Here is a 15693-nt window from a genome sequence, read left to right as displayed (position 1 = left end):
TCTACTCACCACCTTCGCGACGCACAATGCGTGCCTTCAACGGCAGCTTGTGGATTGCCAGGCGCAGGGCCTCGCGAGCTACCTCTTCACTGACACCGGAGAGTTCGAAGAGAACCCGGCCCGGCTTGACGTTTGAGACCCACCATTCCGGAGAACCCTTACCGGAACCCATGCGGGTTTCGGCCGGCTTCTTCGTCAGCGGACGGTCCGGGTAAATGTTGATCCAGACCTTTCCGCCACGCTTGATGTGGCGGGTCATCGCGATACGGGCAGATTCGATCTGACGGTTCGTGACGTAGGCCGGGCTCAGTGCCTGGATGCCCCACTCACCGAAGGAGACCTGGGTGCCGCCCGTAGCAGCGCCGGAACGACCCGGGTGGTGCTGCTTACGGTGCTTGACTCGACGTGGGATAAGCATTTAAGCCTGTCCTCCTTCTACAGCAGCGGGTGCTGCCTCAGCTGCCGGAGCTTCAGCAGCAGCGGGTGCTGCCTCAGCTGCGGGGCGGTCGGTACGACGGCGGCGGTCACCACGGTCGGCGCCACCCGGGCGGCCCGGGCGGTCGCCGGCACGGCCACGGGACGGAGCAGCAGCAGCCTGCTGAGCCAGTTCCTTGGCAGTGACGTCGCCCTTGTAGATCCAGACCTTCACGCCGATGCGGCCGAAGGTGGTCTTGGCCTCGTAGAAGCCGTAGTCGATGTTCGCACGCAGGGTGTGCAGGGGCACACGGCCTTCGCGGTAGAACTCCGAGCGGGACATTTCTGCGCCGCCCAGTCGACCCGAGCAAGCGATCCGGATGCCCTTGGCACCGGCACGCTGTGCGGACTGCATGGCCTTCTTCATCGCACGGCGGAAAGCCACGCGGGAAGTCAGCTGCTCAGCAACGCCCTGGGCAACAAGCTGGGCTTCCATCTCGGGGTTCTTGACCTCGAGGATGTTCAGCTGTACCTGCTTGCCCGTGAGCTTCTCAAGCTCGCCGCGGATGCGGTCTGCTTCAGCGCCGCGGCGGCCGATGACGATGCCCGGACGTGCCGTGTGGATATCCACACGGACACGGTCGCGGGTGCGCTCGATTTCGACCTTGGCGATACCGGCGCGCTCCATGCCCGTGGACATGAGCTGGCGGATACGGATGTCTTCGCGAACGAAGTCCTTGTACCGCTGGCCGGCCTTGGTGCTGTCAGCAAACCAGTGCGATACGTGATCGGTGGTGATGCCGAGTCGGAACCCGTGCGGGTTAACTTTCTGTCCCACTTAGCGAGCCTCCTCTTTCTCCGGGGTAGCGACTACCACGGTGATGTGGCTCGTGCGCTTCTTGATCTGAAATGCACGACCCTGGGCTCGCGGCTGGAACCGCTTCATGGTCGGGCCTTCATCAACAAACGCTTCGCTGATGATGAGGTCACCTTCGTCAAACGCCACGCCGTCGCGGTCCGCGAGGACCCGGGCGTTGGAGATTGCCGACTGAACTACCTTGAATACCGGCTCCGAAGCTGCCTGGGGGGCAAACTTCAGAATTGCCAGAGCCTCATTCGCTTGCTTACCACGAACAAGGTTGACGACGCGCCGGGCCTTCATAGGCGTTACGCGGATGTGACGCGCAATTGCCTTGGCTTCCATTGCTTTCCTTCTCTCGTCTTTGACGTAAGTGCAGGCGCCTAGCGGCGCTTGCCCTTACGGTCGTCCTTGACATGGCCGCGGAATGTCCGCGTGGGAGCGAATTCGCCGAGCTTGTGCCCGACCATCGACTCAGTGACAAACACGGGGATGTGCTTGCGTCCGTCGTGTACGGCGATCGTGTGGCCGAGCATGTCGGGGACGATCATCGAACGGCGGGACCAGGTCTTGATGACGTTCTTGGTGCCCTTTTCGTTTTCCCTGGCTACCTTTACAAAGAGGTGCTGGTCAACGAAAGGACCTTTTTTCAGGCTGCGTGGCATGTGTCCAGGCTCCTATCGCTTGTTCTTGCCAGTACGACGGCGACGAACAATAAGCTTGTCGCTCTCTTTGTTGGGACGGCGGGTGCGGCCTTCGCGCTTACCGTTCGGGTTGACGGGGTGACGTCCACCGGACGTCTTACCCTCGCCACCACCGTGGGGGTGGTCAACCGGGTTCATGGCGACACCACGGACGGTCGGGCGAACGCCCTTCCACCGCATACGGCCGGCCTTGCCCCAGTTGATGTTCGACTGCTCGGCGTTGCCGACCTCGCCGACGGTTGCGCGGCAGCGCACGTCAACGTTGCGGATTTCGCCGGAAGGCAGACGCAGCTGGGCGAAACGGCCTTCCTTTGCAACGAGCTGGATCGATGCACCGGCGGAGCGGCCCATCTTGGCGCCGCCACCCGGACGCAGTTCGACTGCGTGGATTACGGTACCGACCGGGATGTTGCGCAGCGGAAGGTTGTTGCCGGGCTTGATGTCAGCGTCGGCGCCGGCCTCTACGAAGTCGCCCTGGGACAGCTTGTTCGGGGCGATGATGTAACGCTTGGTGCCATCAACGTAGTGCAGGAGGGCGATCCGAGCCGTACGGTTCGGGTCGTACTCGATTTCGGCAACGCGGGCGTTGACGCCGTCCTTGTCGTGGCGACGGAAGTCGATCAGACGGTACTGGCGCTTGTGTCCACCACCCTTGTGACGGGTCGTGATCTTACCGGAGTTGTTACGGCCACCCTTTTTCGGGAGGGGACGTACCAACGACTTTTCCGGCGTCGACCGCGTGATTTCAGTGAAGTCCGCTACGCTCGAGCCACGACGGCCCGGGGTAGTCGGCTTGTATTTACGGATTCCCATAATTTATTTCCTCGTTAAAGTGGTCTCCGCTTATGAAAGCGGACCGCCGAAGATGTCGATAGTGCCTTCTTTGAGGCTCACAATGGCACGCTTGGTGTTCTTGCGGGTACCCCAGCCGAATTTGGTGCGCTTGCGCTTACCGGCACGGTTGATGGTGTTGATCGATTCGACCTTGACGGAGAAAATCTTCTCCACGGCCAGCTTGATCTCGGTCTTGTTCGAGCGGGGGTCCACCAGGAAGGTGTACTTGCCCTCATCGATCAGGCCGTAGCTCTTTTCCGAGACAACGGGTGCAAGCACGACGTCGCGCGGGTCTTTGATGGTGGCTGCACTCACTTGGCATCCTCCTCGTTCTTTGCAACCTTGTCAGCAACGAATGCTTCGTAGGCAGCCTTGGTGAAGACTACGTCGTCGGAAACGAGAACGTCGTAGGTGTTCAGCTGGTCTGCGTACAGAACGTGAACTTCCTCGAGGTTGCGCACGGACAGTGCAGCAACATCGTTGGCGCGCTCAATGACAACGAGCAGGTTCTTGCGCTCGGAGACTCCGCGCAGGGTTGCCAGTGCTTCCTTGGAGGACGGCTTGGAGCCGGCAACCAGATCAGCAATGACGTGGACGCGGCCGTTGCGGGCGCGGTCCGAGAGTGCGCCGCGCAGTGCAGCAGCAATCATCTTCTTGGGGGTGCGCTGGCTGTAGTCACGCGGCGTGGGGCCGTGGACAACGCCACCACCGGTCATGTGAGGAGCACGGATGGAACCCTGACGGGCGCGGCCGGTACCCTTCTGCTTGAACGGCTTGCGACCTGCACCGGAAACTTCGGCGCGGGTCTTGGTCTTGTGGGTACCCTGGCGAGCAGCAGCGAGCTGGGCAACGACAACCTGGTGCAGCAGCGGCACGTTGGTCTGTACGTCGAAGATCTCTGCAGGCAGGTCAACCTTGACAGTGCTAGTCATTGAACTAGGCTCCCTTCACGGCGGTGCGTACGAGTACGACCTGGCCGCGGGCGCCGGGGACGGCGCCCTTGATCAGGAGCAGCGACTTCTCGACGTCAACCGCGTGAACCGTGAGGTTCAGCGTGGTGTGACGAACGGCGCCCATGCGGCCGGCCATTTTCATGCCCTTGAAGACGCGGCTCGGGGTGGATGCGCCACCGATTGAACCGGGCTTACGGTGGTTCTTGTGGGCACCGTGGGAAGCTCCAACGCCGTGGAAGCCGTGACGCTTCATAACACCGGCGAAGCCCTTACCCTTGGTGGTGCCAACGACGTCGATCTTCTGGCCGGCTTCGAAGAGCTCTACGGAGAGCTCCTGGCCCAGCTCGTAAGAGTCAGCATCTGCAGTGCGCAGTTCTACGACGTGGCGGCGAGGCGTGACGCCTGCCTTTTCAAAGTGACCAGCCAGCGGCTTGGTGACCTTGCGGGGATCGATCTGGCCGTAGCCGATCTGAACGGCGACATAGCCATCAGTTTCTGCATTGCGCAGCTGCGTGATGACGTTCGAGTCAGCCTGGACCACAGTGACGGGGATGAGCTTGTTGTTCTCGTCCCAGACCTGGGTCATGCCGAGCTTCGTGCCCAGCAGGCCCTTTACGTTACGGGTTGCGGTCATAGTCTCTCAGCACCTCCCTACAGCTTGATTTCGATGTTCACGTCGGCCGGCAGGTCGAGACGCATGAGCGAATCAACAGCCTTGGGCGTGGGATCGATGATGTCGATAAGACGCTTGTGCGTGCGCATTTCGAAGTGCTCGCGGCTGTCCTTGTACTTGTGCGGAGAGCGGATAACGCAGTAAACGTTCTTCTCCGTCGGCAGCGGCACGGGGCCAACTACAGTTGCGCCTGCGCGCGTGACCGTCTCAACGATCTTCCGTGCTGAAACGTCAATGACCTCGTGGTCGTATGACTTCAGCCGGATGCGGATTTTTTGTCCCGCCATGTCGCCTGACTCTCTTTCAGTAAATGCTGCTCTGTTTACTTGCCTGTTGTATGTGGCTGCCGAAGCATTTGAAGTCGTGACTACCACCCGCCGCACAAGCTGAATCCGGAAGGATCCGGGTTCCTCAACCTGCCGACGTAACCGACCCCCGCGGTCGGGCGTGTCGTACGTTTTCACACGTACGCGTCCGCAATTCCATGGGGAGTGGGTTATGTTTGGTCTCTCACTTGGACCCTGACACCCGGCATTATCCGGATCGGGACACGAAAGAGCGCTTGAACAACTCATCTAGTATGCCGGAATTTGCGGGCAGAAGCGAATCAGCCTCCTGCACGGCCGTGCAGTGACAGTACTGCAATCACTGAAGTGCAATCTCTGCCGGAGAGCCCATTGTCCTGAATCACCATCGAATGGATGATAAGGGCATGACTGTGGAGGACTCCGTAGCAGTTCAGGCCCTCGCCGCACGCCTGAGCCCGGGATTCACCCTGGGTGTTTCCTCCGCGGCCTTCCAGATCGAGGGGAGCCTCGCCGCCGGCGGCCGCGGGCCCTCCGGTTGGGACGCCTTCGCCGAAAAGCCCGGCAACATCCTGCACGGGCACTCCCCCGCAATCGCCTGCGACCACTATAACCGGGCGGATGAAGACATCACGCTCATGCGCGAGCTCGGGGTCGATTCCTACCGTTTCTCGATCTCGTGGCCGCGGGTCCAGCCTGAGGGCACCGGCCCCTTCAATGCAGCGGGACTGGACTTCTACGACCGCCTGATCGACCGGCTGCTCGCAGCCGGCATCTCGCCGATGGCCACCCTCTACCACTGGGATACGCCGCTCCCCCTCGAGGACTTGGGCGGCTGGATGAACCGTTCGACGGCGGAACGGTTTGCCGAGTACAGTGCGGCCGCCGGCAAGCGGTTCGGCGATCGCGTGGCGCAGTGGGTGACACTGAACGAACCCGCCTCGGTCACCCTCAACGGCTACGCCCTGGGCGTCCACGCGCCCGGCCACGGCCTGCTCTTCGATGCCTTGCCGTCGGTGCGCCACCAGCTCCTGGGGCACGGCCTGGCGGTGCAGGCGCTGCGGGCGGAGGGCGTCGCCGGCGCCGTCGGCGTCACGAACCTGCATTCCCCGGTCCGGCCGGCGTCCGGCTCGCTAACCGACAGGCTGCTGGCCCGGGTGTTCGACTTCGTGCTGAACCGGCTCTACGCCGACCCTATCCTCCTGGGCCGTTTTCCCCGGCCACCGCTAATCGCCCGGCCTTGGCTTCGTTCACTGAGGAGCTTTACCGATGCGGACCTGGCCACGATCCACCAGCCGCTGGATTTCTACGGCCTGAACTACTACTACCCCGTGAAAGTGGCCACGGGGCGCGGCGTCGACAGCCCCTCGGCAACCGCGGAGGCGATGCTGAAAGTGCCGTTCCACCTCGCAGCGTTCCCCGAGTACGAACTCACCGGATTCGGCTGGCCGGTCGCTCCGGACCATCTGGGGATCCTGCTCCGGGAGCTGAAGGACAGGTACGGCGAGTCGCTGCCGCCGCTCTACATCACCGAGAGCGGAGCGAGCTTCCCCGAACCGGACCACGTCACCGGCCCCATCCCCGACGCCGGGCGGATCAGCTACCTGGCCGCGCACCTCGGCGAGGCGGTGGAGGCCACGTCCCCAGGAGGCATCGCCCACGACGTCGACCTGCTCGGCTACTACGTCTGGACGCTCATGGACAACTTCGAATGGGCAGCCGGCTACTCCCAGCGCTTCGGCCTGGTACATGTGGATTTCACGACCCTCCAGCGAACGCCAAAAGACTCGTACTACTGGTACCAGGCCCTCGCGCACGCCCGGCGAGACTGAGTCCCAGCCGAGCCCGCGCTACTGGTTGCGGTTTGCCCGGTTGATGCGCTTGGTGCGCTCGATCTCCCGGCGGAAGTGCTTCTTCGCCCAGAAGAATGCGACAACTACGGCGACGACGATCAGCAGAAAAATGAACCAGCCCATGGTGAGCTCCTTTCCCTTCCTGCAAAGGTATCAGGAACTTAAAAAGAACAGCCCCGCTGCAAGTGCAGCGGGGCTGTTCCCGATCCTCTGTTCAGCTGCCAGACGGCTGGCTGATCAGTGGCCAAGCATCAGATCAGCAAGTAATTACTTGACGATCTTGGTGACGCGTCCTGAACCAACGGTGCGGCCGCCTTCGCGGATAGCGAAGCCGAGGCCCTCTTCCATTGCGATCGGCTGGATGAGCGCAACGGTCATCTCAGTGTTGTCGCCAGGCATAACCATTTCCGTGCCTTCCGGCAGGGTGATAACGCCGGTTACGTCCGTGGTGCGGAAGTAGAACTGCGGGCGGTAGTTGGAGTAGAACGGGTTGTGACGTCCGCCTTCGTCCTTGGAGAGGATGTAGACGTTAGCCTCGAAGTCGGTGTGCGGGGTAATGGAACCCGGCTTGACGACAACCTGGCCACGCTCGACATCGTCGCGCTTCAGACCGCGGAGCAGGAGGCCACAGTTCTCGCCGGCCCATGCTTCGTCGAGCTGCTTGTGGAACATCTCGATACCGGTAACCGTGGTCTTCTGGACCGGGCGGATGCCGACGATCTCGACCTCAGAGTTGATGGCGAGGGTTCCACGCTCGGCGCGGCCCGTAACAACGGTGCCACGGCCGGTGATCGTGAAGACGTCTTCGATCGGCATCAGGAAGGGCTTGTCACGGTCACGAACGGGGTCCGGAACCGAGTTGTCGACAGCTTCCATGAGGTCCTCGATGGACTTGACCCACTCCGGGTCGCCTTCCAGGGCCTTCAGGCCCGAAACGCGGATGACCGGAGCTTCGTCGCCATCGAAGCCCTGCGAGCTGAGCAGCTCGCGAACTTCCATTTCGACGAGGTCGAGGAGTTCCTCGTCATCGACCATGTCAGCCTTGTTCAGCGCGACCAGCAGGTAGGGAACGCCAACCTGGCGGGCGAGCAGAACGTGCTCACGGGTCTGAGCCATCGGGCCGTCAGTGGCGGCAACCACGAGGATTGCACCGTCCATCTGAGCAGCGCCGGTGATCATGTTCTTGATGTAGTCAGCGTGACCCGGAGCGTCTACGTGTGCGTAGTGGCGCTTCTCGGTCTGGTACTCAACGTGGGAGATGTTGATGGTAATGCCGCGCTGACGCTCTTCGGGAGCAGAGTCAATCGACGCGAAGTCACGCTTCTCGTTGAGAGTCGGGTACTTGTCGTACAGCACCTTGGAAATGGCGGCCGTCAGCGTCGTCTTACCGTGGTCAACGTGACCAATGGTACCGATGTTAACGTGCGGCTTAGTCCGCTCGAACTTTGCCTTTGCCACAGGTTCCTCCTAGAACGTTTTCAAATGACTTACCCTTCGGCCGCGCTTGTCGCGGCAGAAACTCCAGTAAGTCTACTTGGGGGGCTTTGGATTGGTGAAATTGCAGATTCAGGTACTAATGCTAGTGCCTAGAGCCTGTTCGTGCAGGCGGCCGGACTTCGGTCTGGACCGGAGCCCGGCCACTTGCACCAGATGAATCTCCGTTGGCGGAGACGCATCCGAGTTTTTGTTGCTGCGATTGTCCCTAGGGACTACTCGCCGCGGTTCTTCTGGATGATCTCGTCGGCATATGCCTTCGGGACCTCGGCGTAGCTGTGGAACGTCATGGAGTACACAGCGCGGCCCTGGGTCTTCGAGCGCAGGTCACCGATGTAGCCGAACATGCCGGACAGCGGGACGTGCGCGCGGATGACCTTGACGCCCTGGGCATCTTCCATGGACTGCATCTGGCCACGGCGGGAGTTGAGGTCACCGATAACTTCACCCATGTATTCCTCAGGGGTGCGGACCTCGACATCCATCAGCGGTTCGAGCAGGATGGGGTTCGCCTTGCGTGCGGCTTCCTTGAAAGCCATCCGGCCAGCGATCTTGAACGCCATTTCCGAGGAGTCAACATCGTGGTACGCGCCGTCAATCAGCGTGGCCTTGATGCCGACAACCGGGTACCCGGCCAGGACGCCGTCGTTCAGTGCATCCTGGATACCGGCGTCCACCGACGGGATGTATTCGCGGGGAATACGGCCACCAGTGACCTTATTCTCGAACTCGTACAGCTCGCCTTCGGACGTGTCCAAGGGCGCGATCGCAATCTGGATCTTTGCGAACTGGCCGGAACCACCGGTCTGCTTCTTGTGCGTGTAGTCGTGACGCTCTACAGCACGCTTGATGGTTTCGCGGTAAGCAACCTGCGGCTTGCCGACATTGGCCTCGACCTTGAATTCGCGGCGCATGCGGTCCACCAGGATGTCCAGGTGGAGCTCGCCCATGCCGGCGATGATGGTCTGGCCGGTGTCTTCGTTGAGGGAGACCTGGAAGGTCGGGTCCTCAGCGGAGAGCTTCTGGATGGCCGTGGAGAGCTTCTCCTGGTCACCCTTGGTGTTCGGCTCGATCGCAACAGAGATCACGGGCTCCGGGAAGCTCATGGACTCAAGCACGATCTGGTTGCTGGAGTCGCACAGGGTGTCGCCCGTGGTCGTATCCTTCAACCCGATCGCTGCGTAGATGTGGCCAGCGGTAGCGCCGTCAACCGGCATTTCCTTGTTGGCGTGCATCTGGAACAGCTTGCCGATGCGCTCCTTCTTGCCCTTGGTGGAGTTAACCACCTGGGAACCGGCTTCGACGTGACCGGAGTACACGCGAATGAAGGTGAGCTGGCCGAAGAACGGGTGCGTGGCAATCTTGAACGCCAGAGCCGAGAACGGCTCTTCGGAAGACGGCTTGCGCGTCAGTTCCTTCTCTTCGTCGCGGGGATCGTGACCGATCATCGGCGGGACGTCGAGCGGGTTCGGCAGGTAATCGACGACGGCGTCAAGCATCGGCTGGACACCGCGGTTCTTGAAGGCGGAACCACAGAAGACCGGGTACAGCTCAGAGTTGATCGTCATCTTGCGGATGCCGGCCTTGAGCTCATCGATGCTGATCTCTTCGCCCTCAAGGTACTTCTCCATGAGTTCCTCGGAGGCCTCGGCAACAGTCTCAACGAGAGTTGCGCGGTACTCTTCGGCCTTCTCCTGGAGGTCAGCCGGGATCTCGCGGATCTCGTACTTGGCACCCATGGTGACGTCACCCTTGGCGTCGCCGGGCCAGACCAGCGCGCGCATGTAAAGAAGGTCGACGACGCCGATGAAGTCGTTCTCGGCGCCGATCGGCAGCTGCATGACGAGCGGCTTGGCACCGAGGCGGCCAATGATGGTGTCGACGGTGAAGTAGAAGTCAGCGCCGAGCTTGTCCATCTTGTTGACGAAGCAGATGCGCGGAACGTTGTACTTGTCAGCCTGACGCCAAACAGTCTCGGACTGCGGCTCCACGCCTTCCTTGCCGTCGAACACGGCGACTGCGCCGTCGAGGACGCGCAGGGAGCGCTCAACCTCGACCGTGAAGTCAACGTGGCCGGGGGTGTCGATGATGTTGATCTGGTTGTTTTCCCAGAAGCAGGTCACGGCGGCAGACGTGATGGTGATGCCGCGTTCCTTTTCCTGTTCCATCCAGTCAGTCGTCGAAGCGCCGTCGTGCGTTTCGCCGATCTTGTGGTTCACACCTGTGTAGAACAGGATGCGCTCGGTAGTAGTGGTCTTGCCGGCATCGATGTGGGCCATGATGCCGATGTTGCGGACCTTGCTAAGGTCGGTAAGCACGTCCTGTGCCACGGTGTCTCCCTTTCGGATGGACTGCACGTTCGCCGCCGGCTCAGTCGAGCCGGCGGCGTCCGGGAAGTATTACCAGCGGTAGTGTGCGAAGGCCTTGTTGGACTCGGCCATCTTGTGGGTGTCTTCGCGACGCTTCACAGCGGCACCGAGACCGTTCGAGGCATCCAGGATTTCGTTCTGGAGGCGCTCGGTCATGGTCTTTTCACGGCGGGCCTTGGAGTAGCCAACCAGCCAGCGGAGGGCGAGGGCCGTGGAACGGCCCGGCTTGACCTCAACGGGAACCTGGTAGGTGGCGCCACCAACGCGGCGGGAGCGGACCTCAAGCGAAGGCTTGACGTTCTCCATGGCCTTCTTGAGGGCTGCAACGGGGTCGCCGCCGGACTTGGCGCGAGCACCTTCAAGTGCACCGTAAACGATGCGCTCTGCGGTGGACTTCTTGCCGTCAACCAGCACCTTGTTGATGAGCTGGGTGACCAGCGGGGAGCCGTAAACGGGATCTAGAACTAGCGGCCGCTTGGGGGCCGGACCCTTGCGAGGCATATTACTTCTTCTCCATCTTTGCGCCGTAGCGGCTGCGAGCCTGCTTACGGTTCTTGACACCCTGGGTATCGAGGGCGCCACGGACGATCTTGTAGCGGACACCCGGAAGGTCCTTCACGCGGCCGCCGCGGACGAGCACAATGGAGTGCTCCTGCAGGTTGTGGCCTACGCCGGGGATGTACGCGGTGACTTCAATGCCGCCGTTGAGGCGCACACGAGCAACCTTACGCAGAGCCGAGTTCGGCTTCTTCGGGGTCGTCGTGTAAACGCGGGTGCAAACACCGCGGCGCATCGGGCTGCCGTTAAGCGCGGGAGCCTTGGTCTTTTTGACCTTAGGCGTGCGGCCCTTGCGGACCAGCTGGTTAATCGTAGGCACTCTCGTGTTCTCCGTTTTATCCGGAGCGGCCGTTGGCGGCCGCTCTCTTGTCGCTGCGCCTCGCCGCCCGAGCTTTGAAGTTCTCTCCAGAGCAGCTGAGGCGAAGCCTTAATAGTCGGACCGCACGCCGGGGTCCAAGGACTTTCGACCTGAATTGCCCCTAGGCATGCGAAAATGTGGCATACGTTGCACAAGAACCCTGCAAACCGGAAACGTCGTCCTGGTTGAACCTTTCAGCTGCAAGCTGTCTGACTCAAACCGGCGCACTCATCCACTGCCACAATAACAATTAGTCTCAAGTCTAACACGGACGGGTCCCAGCCCTTAATCGGCGGGGTTTAGCACTGGAAAGGCCCCGCCCCCACCGAGGTGGGAACGGGGCCTGTCAGTCACTTAGGTCAGCGGAAGTCGCTGCCCAGATCGTAGTCATCCAGCGGGATGGCGTGGAACTCGGGAGCTCCGTCGCCGCCCAGCGAATCGTAGGAGAAGTCACTGAATGCGCTGGGGCCGGTGAACAGGTTGGCCTTTGCTTCTTCAGTGGGTTCCACGGTGACCTCGGTGTAGCGCGGGAGACCCGTGCCGGCCGGGATGAGCTTACCGATGATGACGTTTTCCTTGAGGCCGAGCAGCGGATCGCTCTTGCCTTCCATGGCCGCCTGCGTCAGGACGCGGGTGGTTTCCTGGAAGGAAGCTGCGGACAGCCAGGACTCGGTCGCCAGGGACGCCTTGGTGATGCCCATGAGCTCGGGACGGCCGGATGCCGGCGTCTTGCCCTCGGACACAACGCGGCGGTTGGCCTCTTCGAAGCGGCTGCGTTCGGCGAGCTCGCCGGGCAGCAGATCCGATTCGCCGGACTCGATGACCGTGACGCGGCGCAGCATCTGGCGAACGATAACCTCGACGTGCTTGTCGTGGATACCGATGCCCTGGCTGCGGTACACGCCCTGGACCTCGTCCACCAGGAACTTCTGCGCGGCACGGGGGCCCATGATGCGCAGCACCTGCTTGGGGTCAACCGGCCCGTTGATGAGCTTCTGGCCGACGCTGACGTGATCGCCGTCTTCGATGAGGAGACGTGAACGACGGAGCACCGGGTAAGCGATCTCTTCGGATCCGTCATCCGGAGTGATGACCAGGCGCATCTGGCGCTCGGACTCTTCGATGGTGATGCGGCCGGCTGCTTCAGCAATCGGTGCGACACCCTTCGGAGTACGGGCTTCGAAGAGCTCCTGGATACGGGGCAGACCCTGGGTGATGTCGTCGCCGCCGCTGGCGGAAACAGCACCACCGGTGTGGAACGTACGCATGGTCAGCTGGGTGCCCGGCTCACCGATGGACTGCGCGGCAATGATGCCCACGGCCTCACCGATGTCGACGGTCTTGCCAGTGGCCAGCGAACGGCCGTAGCACAGGGCGCAGGTGCCGACGCTGGACTCACAGGTGAGTACGGAGCGGACCTTGACCTCGGTGATGCCGGCTGCGAACAGTTCGGCAATGACGACGTCGCCGCAGTCGGTGCCGGCCGCTGCCAGGACCTTGCCCTTGGAGTCGACGACGTCCACGGCCAGGGTACGGGCGTAGGCGCTGTTCTCGACGTTCTCGTCCAGGACGAGGACGCCGTTGGCGTCGGCCACCGCGATGGCAGTCATCAGGCCGCGTTCGGTACCGCAGTCCTCTTCGCGGACAATGACGTCCTGCGAAACGTCCACCAGACGACGGGTCAAGTAACCCGAGTTGGCGGTACGCAGGGCGGTGTCAGCCAGACCCTTACGGGCACCGTGCGTAGCGATGAAGTATTCCAGCACCGAGAGGCCCTCACGGTAGGAGGACTTGATCGGACGCGGGATGATTTCACCCTTAGGGTTGGCCACCAGGCCACGGATACCCGCGATCTGACGGACCTGCATCCAGTTACCACGTGCGCCGGAGGACACCATGCGGTTGATGGTGTTCATCGGGGACAGGCTGTCACGCATCGCCTGGGCGATCTCGTTGGTTGCCTTGTTCCAGATCTCGATCAGTTCCTGGCGACGCTCGTCGTCGTCGATCAGGCCCTTGTCGTACTGGCCCTGGATCTTGGCGGCCATGGTCTCGTAACCGGCGAGGATCCGCGGCTTGTCCGTGGGCACCTCGATGTCGGAGATGGCAACGGTGACGCCGGACCGGGTGGCCCAGTAGAAACCGGCATCCTTCAGGTTGTCCAGCGTTGCCGCGGTGATCACCTTCGGGTAGCGCTCGGCGAGGTCGTTGACGATCCGGGACAGCTCGCCCTTGTCGGCAACATCCTCAACCCACGGGTAGTCCGCGGGCAGCGTCTGGTTGAAGATGACCTGGCCGAGGGAGGTCTCGACCAGTGCGGTCTGACCGGGCTCCCAGCCCTCCGGGGCTTCCCAGCCGACGTAGGGCACGAAGTCCTCGAGGCGGATCTTGACCTTGGAGTTCAGGTGCAGCTCGTGGAGGTCGTAGGCCATGATGGCTTCCGCAACCGAGGAGAAGATCCGGCCTTCGCCAGCTGAACCGACACGCTTGGTGGTCAGGTGATAAAGACCGATGATCATATCCTGCGACGGCAGGGTCACCGGGCGGCCGTCGGACGGCTTCAGGATGTTGTTCGAGGACAGCATCAGGATGCGGGCCTCGGCCTGGGCCTCGGGGCTCAGCGGCAGGTGAACTGCCATCTGGTCGCCGTCGAAGTCGGCGTTGAAGGCGCCACAAACCAGCGGGTGCAGCTGGATTGCCTTGCCTTCAACGAGCTGCGGCTCGAACGCCTGGATGCCGAGACGGTGCAGGGTAGGTGCACGGTTCAGCAGCACGGGGTGCTCGGTGATGATCTCTTCGAGGACGTCCCAGACCTGCGGACGGTAACGCTCCACCATGCGCTTGGCCGACTTGATGTTCTGGGCGTGGTTGAGGTCAACCAGGCGCTTCATTACGAACGGCTTGAAGAGCTCCAGGGCCATCTGCTTCGGCAGACCACACTGGTGCAGCTTCAGCTGCGGGCCGACGACGATGACCGAACGGCCGGAGTAGTCGACGCGCTTGCCGAGGAGGTTCTGGCGGAAACGGCCCTGCTTGCCCTTGAGCATGTCGCTCAGGGACTTCAGCGGACGGTTGCCCGGTCCGGTGACCGGACGGCCGCGGCGGCCGTTGTCGAAGAGGCTGTCAACAGCTTCCTGAAGCATGCGCTTCTCGTTGTTGACGATGATCTCCGGAGCACCGAGATCAAGCAGGCGCTTGAGGCGGTTGTTGCGGTTGATCACGCGGCGGTAGAGGTCGTTGAGGTCGGAGGTCGCGAAGCGGCCACCGTCCAGCTGGACCATCGGGCGCAGTTCCGGCGGGATCACCGGGACGGCGTCCAGCACCATGCCGAGCGGGCTGTTGTTGGTCGTCAGGAACGCGTTGACCACCTTGAGCCGCTTCAGGGCGCGGGTCTTGCGCTGGCCCTTGCCGTTGGCGATGATGTCGCGCAGCATGTCCGACTCGGCCTGCATGTCGAAGTTCTCAAGACGCTTCTTGATGGCCTCGGCACCCATGGAGCCTTCGAAGTACATGCCGTAGCGGTCGCGCAGCTCGCGGTACAGGCCTTCGTCACCTTCGAGGTCAGCGACCTTGAGGTTCTTGAAGCGGTCCCAGACCTGCTCGAGGCGCTCGATTTCGGCGTCGGCACGCTTGCGGACGTTCGCCATCTGGCGGTCTGCGGAGTCGCGGGCCTTCTTCTTGTCGGCAGCCTTGGCGCCTTCGCCTTCGAGACGGGCGAGCTCGTTCTCGAGGTCGCGGGCGATCGTGGCGATGTCGGAGTCGCGGTTGTCGATCAGCTGCTTCTTCTCGATGTCGTGCTCAACCTGGAGGTTGGGCAGTTCTTCGTGGCGGCTGTCGGCGTCGACGCTCGTGATCATGTAGGCGGCGAAGTAGATGACCTTTTCGAGGTCCTTCGGTGCCAGGTCAAGGAGGTAGCCCAAACGGGAGGGAACGCCCTTGAAGTACCAGATGTGCGTGACCGGGGCGGCGAGCTCGATGTGGCCCATGCGCTCACGGCGGACCTTGGCGCGGGTGACCTCAACGCCACACCGCTCACAGATGATGCCCTTGAAGCGCACGCGCTTGTACTTACCGCAGTAACATTCCCAGTCGCGGGACGGGCCGAAGATCTTCTCGCAGAAGAGGCCGTCCTTCTCGGGCTTGAGCGTGCGGTAGTTGATGGTTTCCGGCTTCTTAACCTCGCCGTACGACCAGCCACGGATGTCTTCCGCGGTGGCGAGGCCGATCTGCATGAGGCCGAAGGAGGATTCGCTGGACATATGGTCCCTGTTCTCTCTTGTTCTCTAAATTCTGAAGTCTTGGGTTACGGGAAGAGGGAG

The 15693-nt window shown here is 62.1% G+C and carries 16 protein-coding genes; 1 reads left to right on the top strand and 15 read right to left on the bottom strand.

What is annotated here, in order from left to right; all coding sequences use genetic code 11:
• Position 1: 1 nt before the first annotated feature.
• From rplP to rpsJ, 9 genes are read right to left on the bottom strand one after another with little or no spacing between them, the layout of a single operon-like run.
• Positions 2 to 418 carry a 50S ribosomal protein L16 gene (gene rplP / locus BLS42_RS01465; RefSeq protein WP_018773668.1) on the bottom strand — a complete coding sequence of 139 codons (417 nt, stop codon included), beginning with the start codon at positions 416 to 418 and terminating at the stop codon, positions 2 to 4.
• Entirely contained in the window at positions 419 to 1252 is an 834-nt protein-coding gene (gene rpsC, locus BLS42_RS01460; RefSeq protein ID WP_090575305.1) for a 30S ribosomal protein S3, read from the bottom strand.
• The gene (gene rplV, locus BLS42_RS01455; RefSeq protein WP_003803798.1) at positions 1253 to 1618 is read right to left on the bottom strand and encodes a 50S ribosomal protein L22; all 366 of its coding nucleotides are present in this window, start codon (positions 1616 to 1618) and stop codon (positions 1253 to 1255) included.
• Positions 1619 to 1656: 38 nt separating this feature from the next.
• A complete protein-coding gene (gene rpsS, locus BLS42_RS01450) occupies positions 1657 to 1938 on the bottom strand; it encodes a 30S ribosomal protein S19 (protein WP_018773666.1) in 282 nt (93 codons plus the stop codon).
• 12 nt (positions 1939 to 1950) lie between these two features.
• On the bottom strand, positions 1951 to 2790 hold the full coding sequence (gene rplB, locus BLS42_RS01445; protein ID WP_026266473.1) for a 50S ribosomal protein L2: 840 nt from the start codon (positions 2788 to 2790) through the stop codon (positions 1951 to 1953).
• A 30-nt stretch (positions 2791 to 2820) separates the two neighbouring features.
• Entirely contained in the window at positions 2821 to 3126 is a 306-nt protein-coding gene (rplW, locus tag BLS42_RS01440) for a 50S ribosomal protein L23 (RefSeq protein ID WP_018773664.1), read from the bottom strand.
• A complete protein-coding gene (gene rplD, locus BLS42_RS01435) occupies positions 3123 to 3743 on the bottom strand; it encodes a 50S ribosomal protein L4 (protein ID WP_090575302.1) in 621 nt (206 codons plus the stop codon). Before rplD ends, rplW begins: the two co-directional genes overlap by 4 nt.
• A 4-nt stretch (positions 3744 to 3747) precedes the next feature.
• Positions 3748 to 4398 carry a 50S ribosomal protein L3 gene (rplC, locus tag BLS42_RS01430; protein WP_003803812.1) on the bottom strand — a complete coding sequence of 217 codons (651 nt, stop codon included), beginning with the start codon at positions 4396 to 4398 and terminating at the stop codon, positions 3748 to 3750.
• Between the two features lie 17 nt (positions 4399 to 4415).
• Positions 4416 to 4724 (bottom strand): 30S ribosomal protein S10, encoded by a 309-nt coding sequence (rpsJ, locus tag BLS42_RS01425; protein WP_003803825.1) that lies wholly within the window; start codon positions 4722 to 4724, stop codon positions 4416 to 4418.
• A gap of 425 nt (positions 4725 to 5149) precedes the next feature.
• On the opposite strand from rpsJ, the gene BLS42_RS01420 reads away from it, so the two are divergent.
• On the top strand, positions 5150 to 6574 hold the full coding sequence (locus BLS42_RS01420) for a GH1 family beta-glucosidase (protein ID WP_090575297.1): 1425 nt from the start codon (positions 5150 to 5152) through the stop codon (positions 6572 to 6574).
• Positions 6575 to 6592: 18 nt separating this feature from the next.
• On the opposite strand, the gene BLS42_RS20445 is transcribed toward BLS42_RS01420, so the two are convergent.
• The 6 genes from BLS42_RS20445 to BLS42_RS01395 all read right to left on the bottom strand — a co-directional run bounded on the left by BLS42_RS20445 (position 6593) and on the right by BLS42_RS01395 (position 15633).
• A complete protein-coding gene (locus tag BLS42_RS20445; RefSeq protein WP_256336168.1) occupies positions 6593 to 6718 on the bottom strand; it encodes a hypothetical protein in 126 nt (41 codons plus the stop codon).
• A gap of 144 nt (positions 6719 to 6862) precedes the next feature.
• Complete coding sequence (tuf, locus tag BLS42_RS01415) at positions 6863 to 8053, bottom strand: elongation factor Tu (protein ID WP_090575294.1); 1191 nt, start codon at positions 8051 to 8053, stop codon at positions 6863 to 6865.
• Between the two features lie 251 nt (positions 8054 to 8304).
• The gene (gene fusA, locus BLS42_RS01410) at positions 8305 to 10419 is read right to left on the bottom strand and encodes an elongation factor G (protein ID WP_090575291.1); all 2115 of its coding nucleotides are present in this window, start codon (positions 10417 to 10419) and stop codon (positions 8305 to 8307) included.
• Positions 10420 to 10488: 69 nt separating this feature from the next.
• A complete protein-coding gene (gene rpsG / locus BLS42_RS01405; RefSeq protein WP_011692813.1) occupies positions 10489 to 10959 on the bottom strand; it encodes a 30S ribosomal protein S7 in 471 nt (156 codons plus the stop codon).
• A 1-nt stretch (position 10960) separates the two neighbouring features.
• The gene (gene rpsL, locus BLS42_RS01400; protein WP_018773658.1) at positions 10961 to 11335 is read right to left on the bottom strand and encodes a 30S ribosomal protein S12; all 375 of its coding nucleotides are present in this window, start codon (positions 11333 to 11335) and stop codon (positions 10961 to 10963) included.
• A 398-nt stretch (positions 11336 to 11733) separates the two neighbouring features.
• The gene (locus tag BLS42_RS01395; protein ID WP_090575288.1) at positions 11734 to 15633 is read right to left on the bottom strand and encodes a DNA-directed RNA polymerase subunit beta'; all 3900 of its coding nucleotides are present in this window, start codon (positions 15631 to 15633) and stop codon (positions 11734 to 11736) included.
• Positions 15634 to 15693: the final 60 nt, after the last annotated feature.

Source organism: Arthrobacter sp. ov407, assembly GCF_900102895.1.
Taxonomy (GTDB): domain Bacteria; phylum Actinomycetota; class Actinomycetes; order Actinomycetales; family Micrococcaceae; genus Arthrobacter.
This window is presented reverse-complemented; position numbering and strand designations above follow the sequence as displayed.

Coding starts and splice junctions, on each gene's coding strand:
- rpsJ (WP_003803825.1), bottom strand. CDS start 4,724: ATGGCGGGACAAAAAATCCGCATCCGGCTGAAGTCATACGACCACGAG.
- BLS42_RS01420 (WP_090575297.1), top strand. CDS start 5,150: ATGACTGTGGAGGACTCCGTAGCAGTTCAGGCCCTCGCCGCACGCCTG.
- rpsG (WP_011692813.1), bottom strand. CDS start 10,959: ATGCCTCGCAAGGGTCCGGCCCCCAAGCGGCCGCTAGTTCTAGATCCC.
- BLS42_RS20445 (WP_256336168.1), bottom strand. CDS start 6,718: ATGGGCTGGTTCATTTTTCTGCTGATCGTCGTCGCCGTAGTTGTCGCA.
- rplV (WP_003803798.1), bottom strand. CDS start 1,618: ATGGAAGCCAAGGCAATTGCGCGTCACATCCGCGTAACGCCTATGAAG.
- BLS42_RS01395 (WP_090575288.1), bottom strand. CDS start 15,633: ATGTCCAGCGAATCCTCCTTCGGCCTCATGCAGATCGGCCTCGCCACC.
- rplD (WP_090575302.1), bottom strand. CDS start 3,743: ATGACTAGCACTGTCAAGGTTGACCTGCCTGCAGAGATCTTCGACGTA.
- rpsS (WP_018773666.1), bottom strand. CDS start 1,938: ATGCCACGCAGCCTGAAAAAAGGTCCTTTCGTTGACCAGCACCTCTTT.
- rplP (WP_018773668.1), bottom strand. CDS start 418: ATGCTTATCCCACGTCGAGTCAAGCACCGTAAGCAGCACCACCCGGGT.
- rplB (WP_026266473.1), bottom strand. CDS start 2,790: ATGGGAATCCGTAAATACAAGCCGACTACCCCGGGCCGTCGTGGCTCG.
- rplC (WP_003803812.1), bottom strand. CDS start 4,398: ATGACCGCAACCCGTAACGTAAAGGGCCTGCTGGGCACGAAGCTCGGC.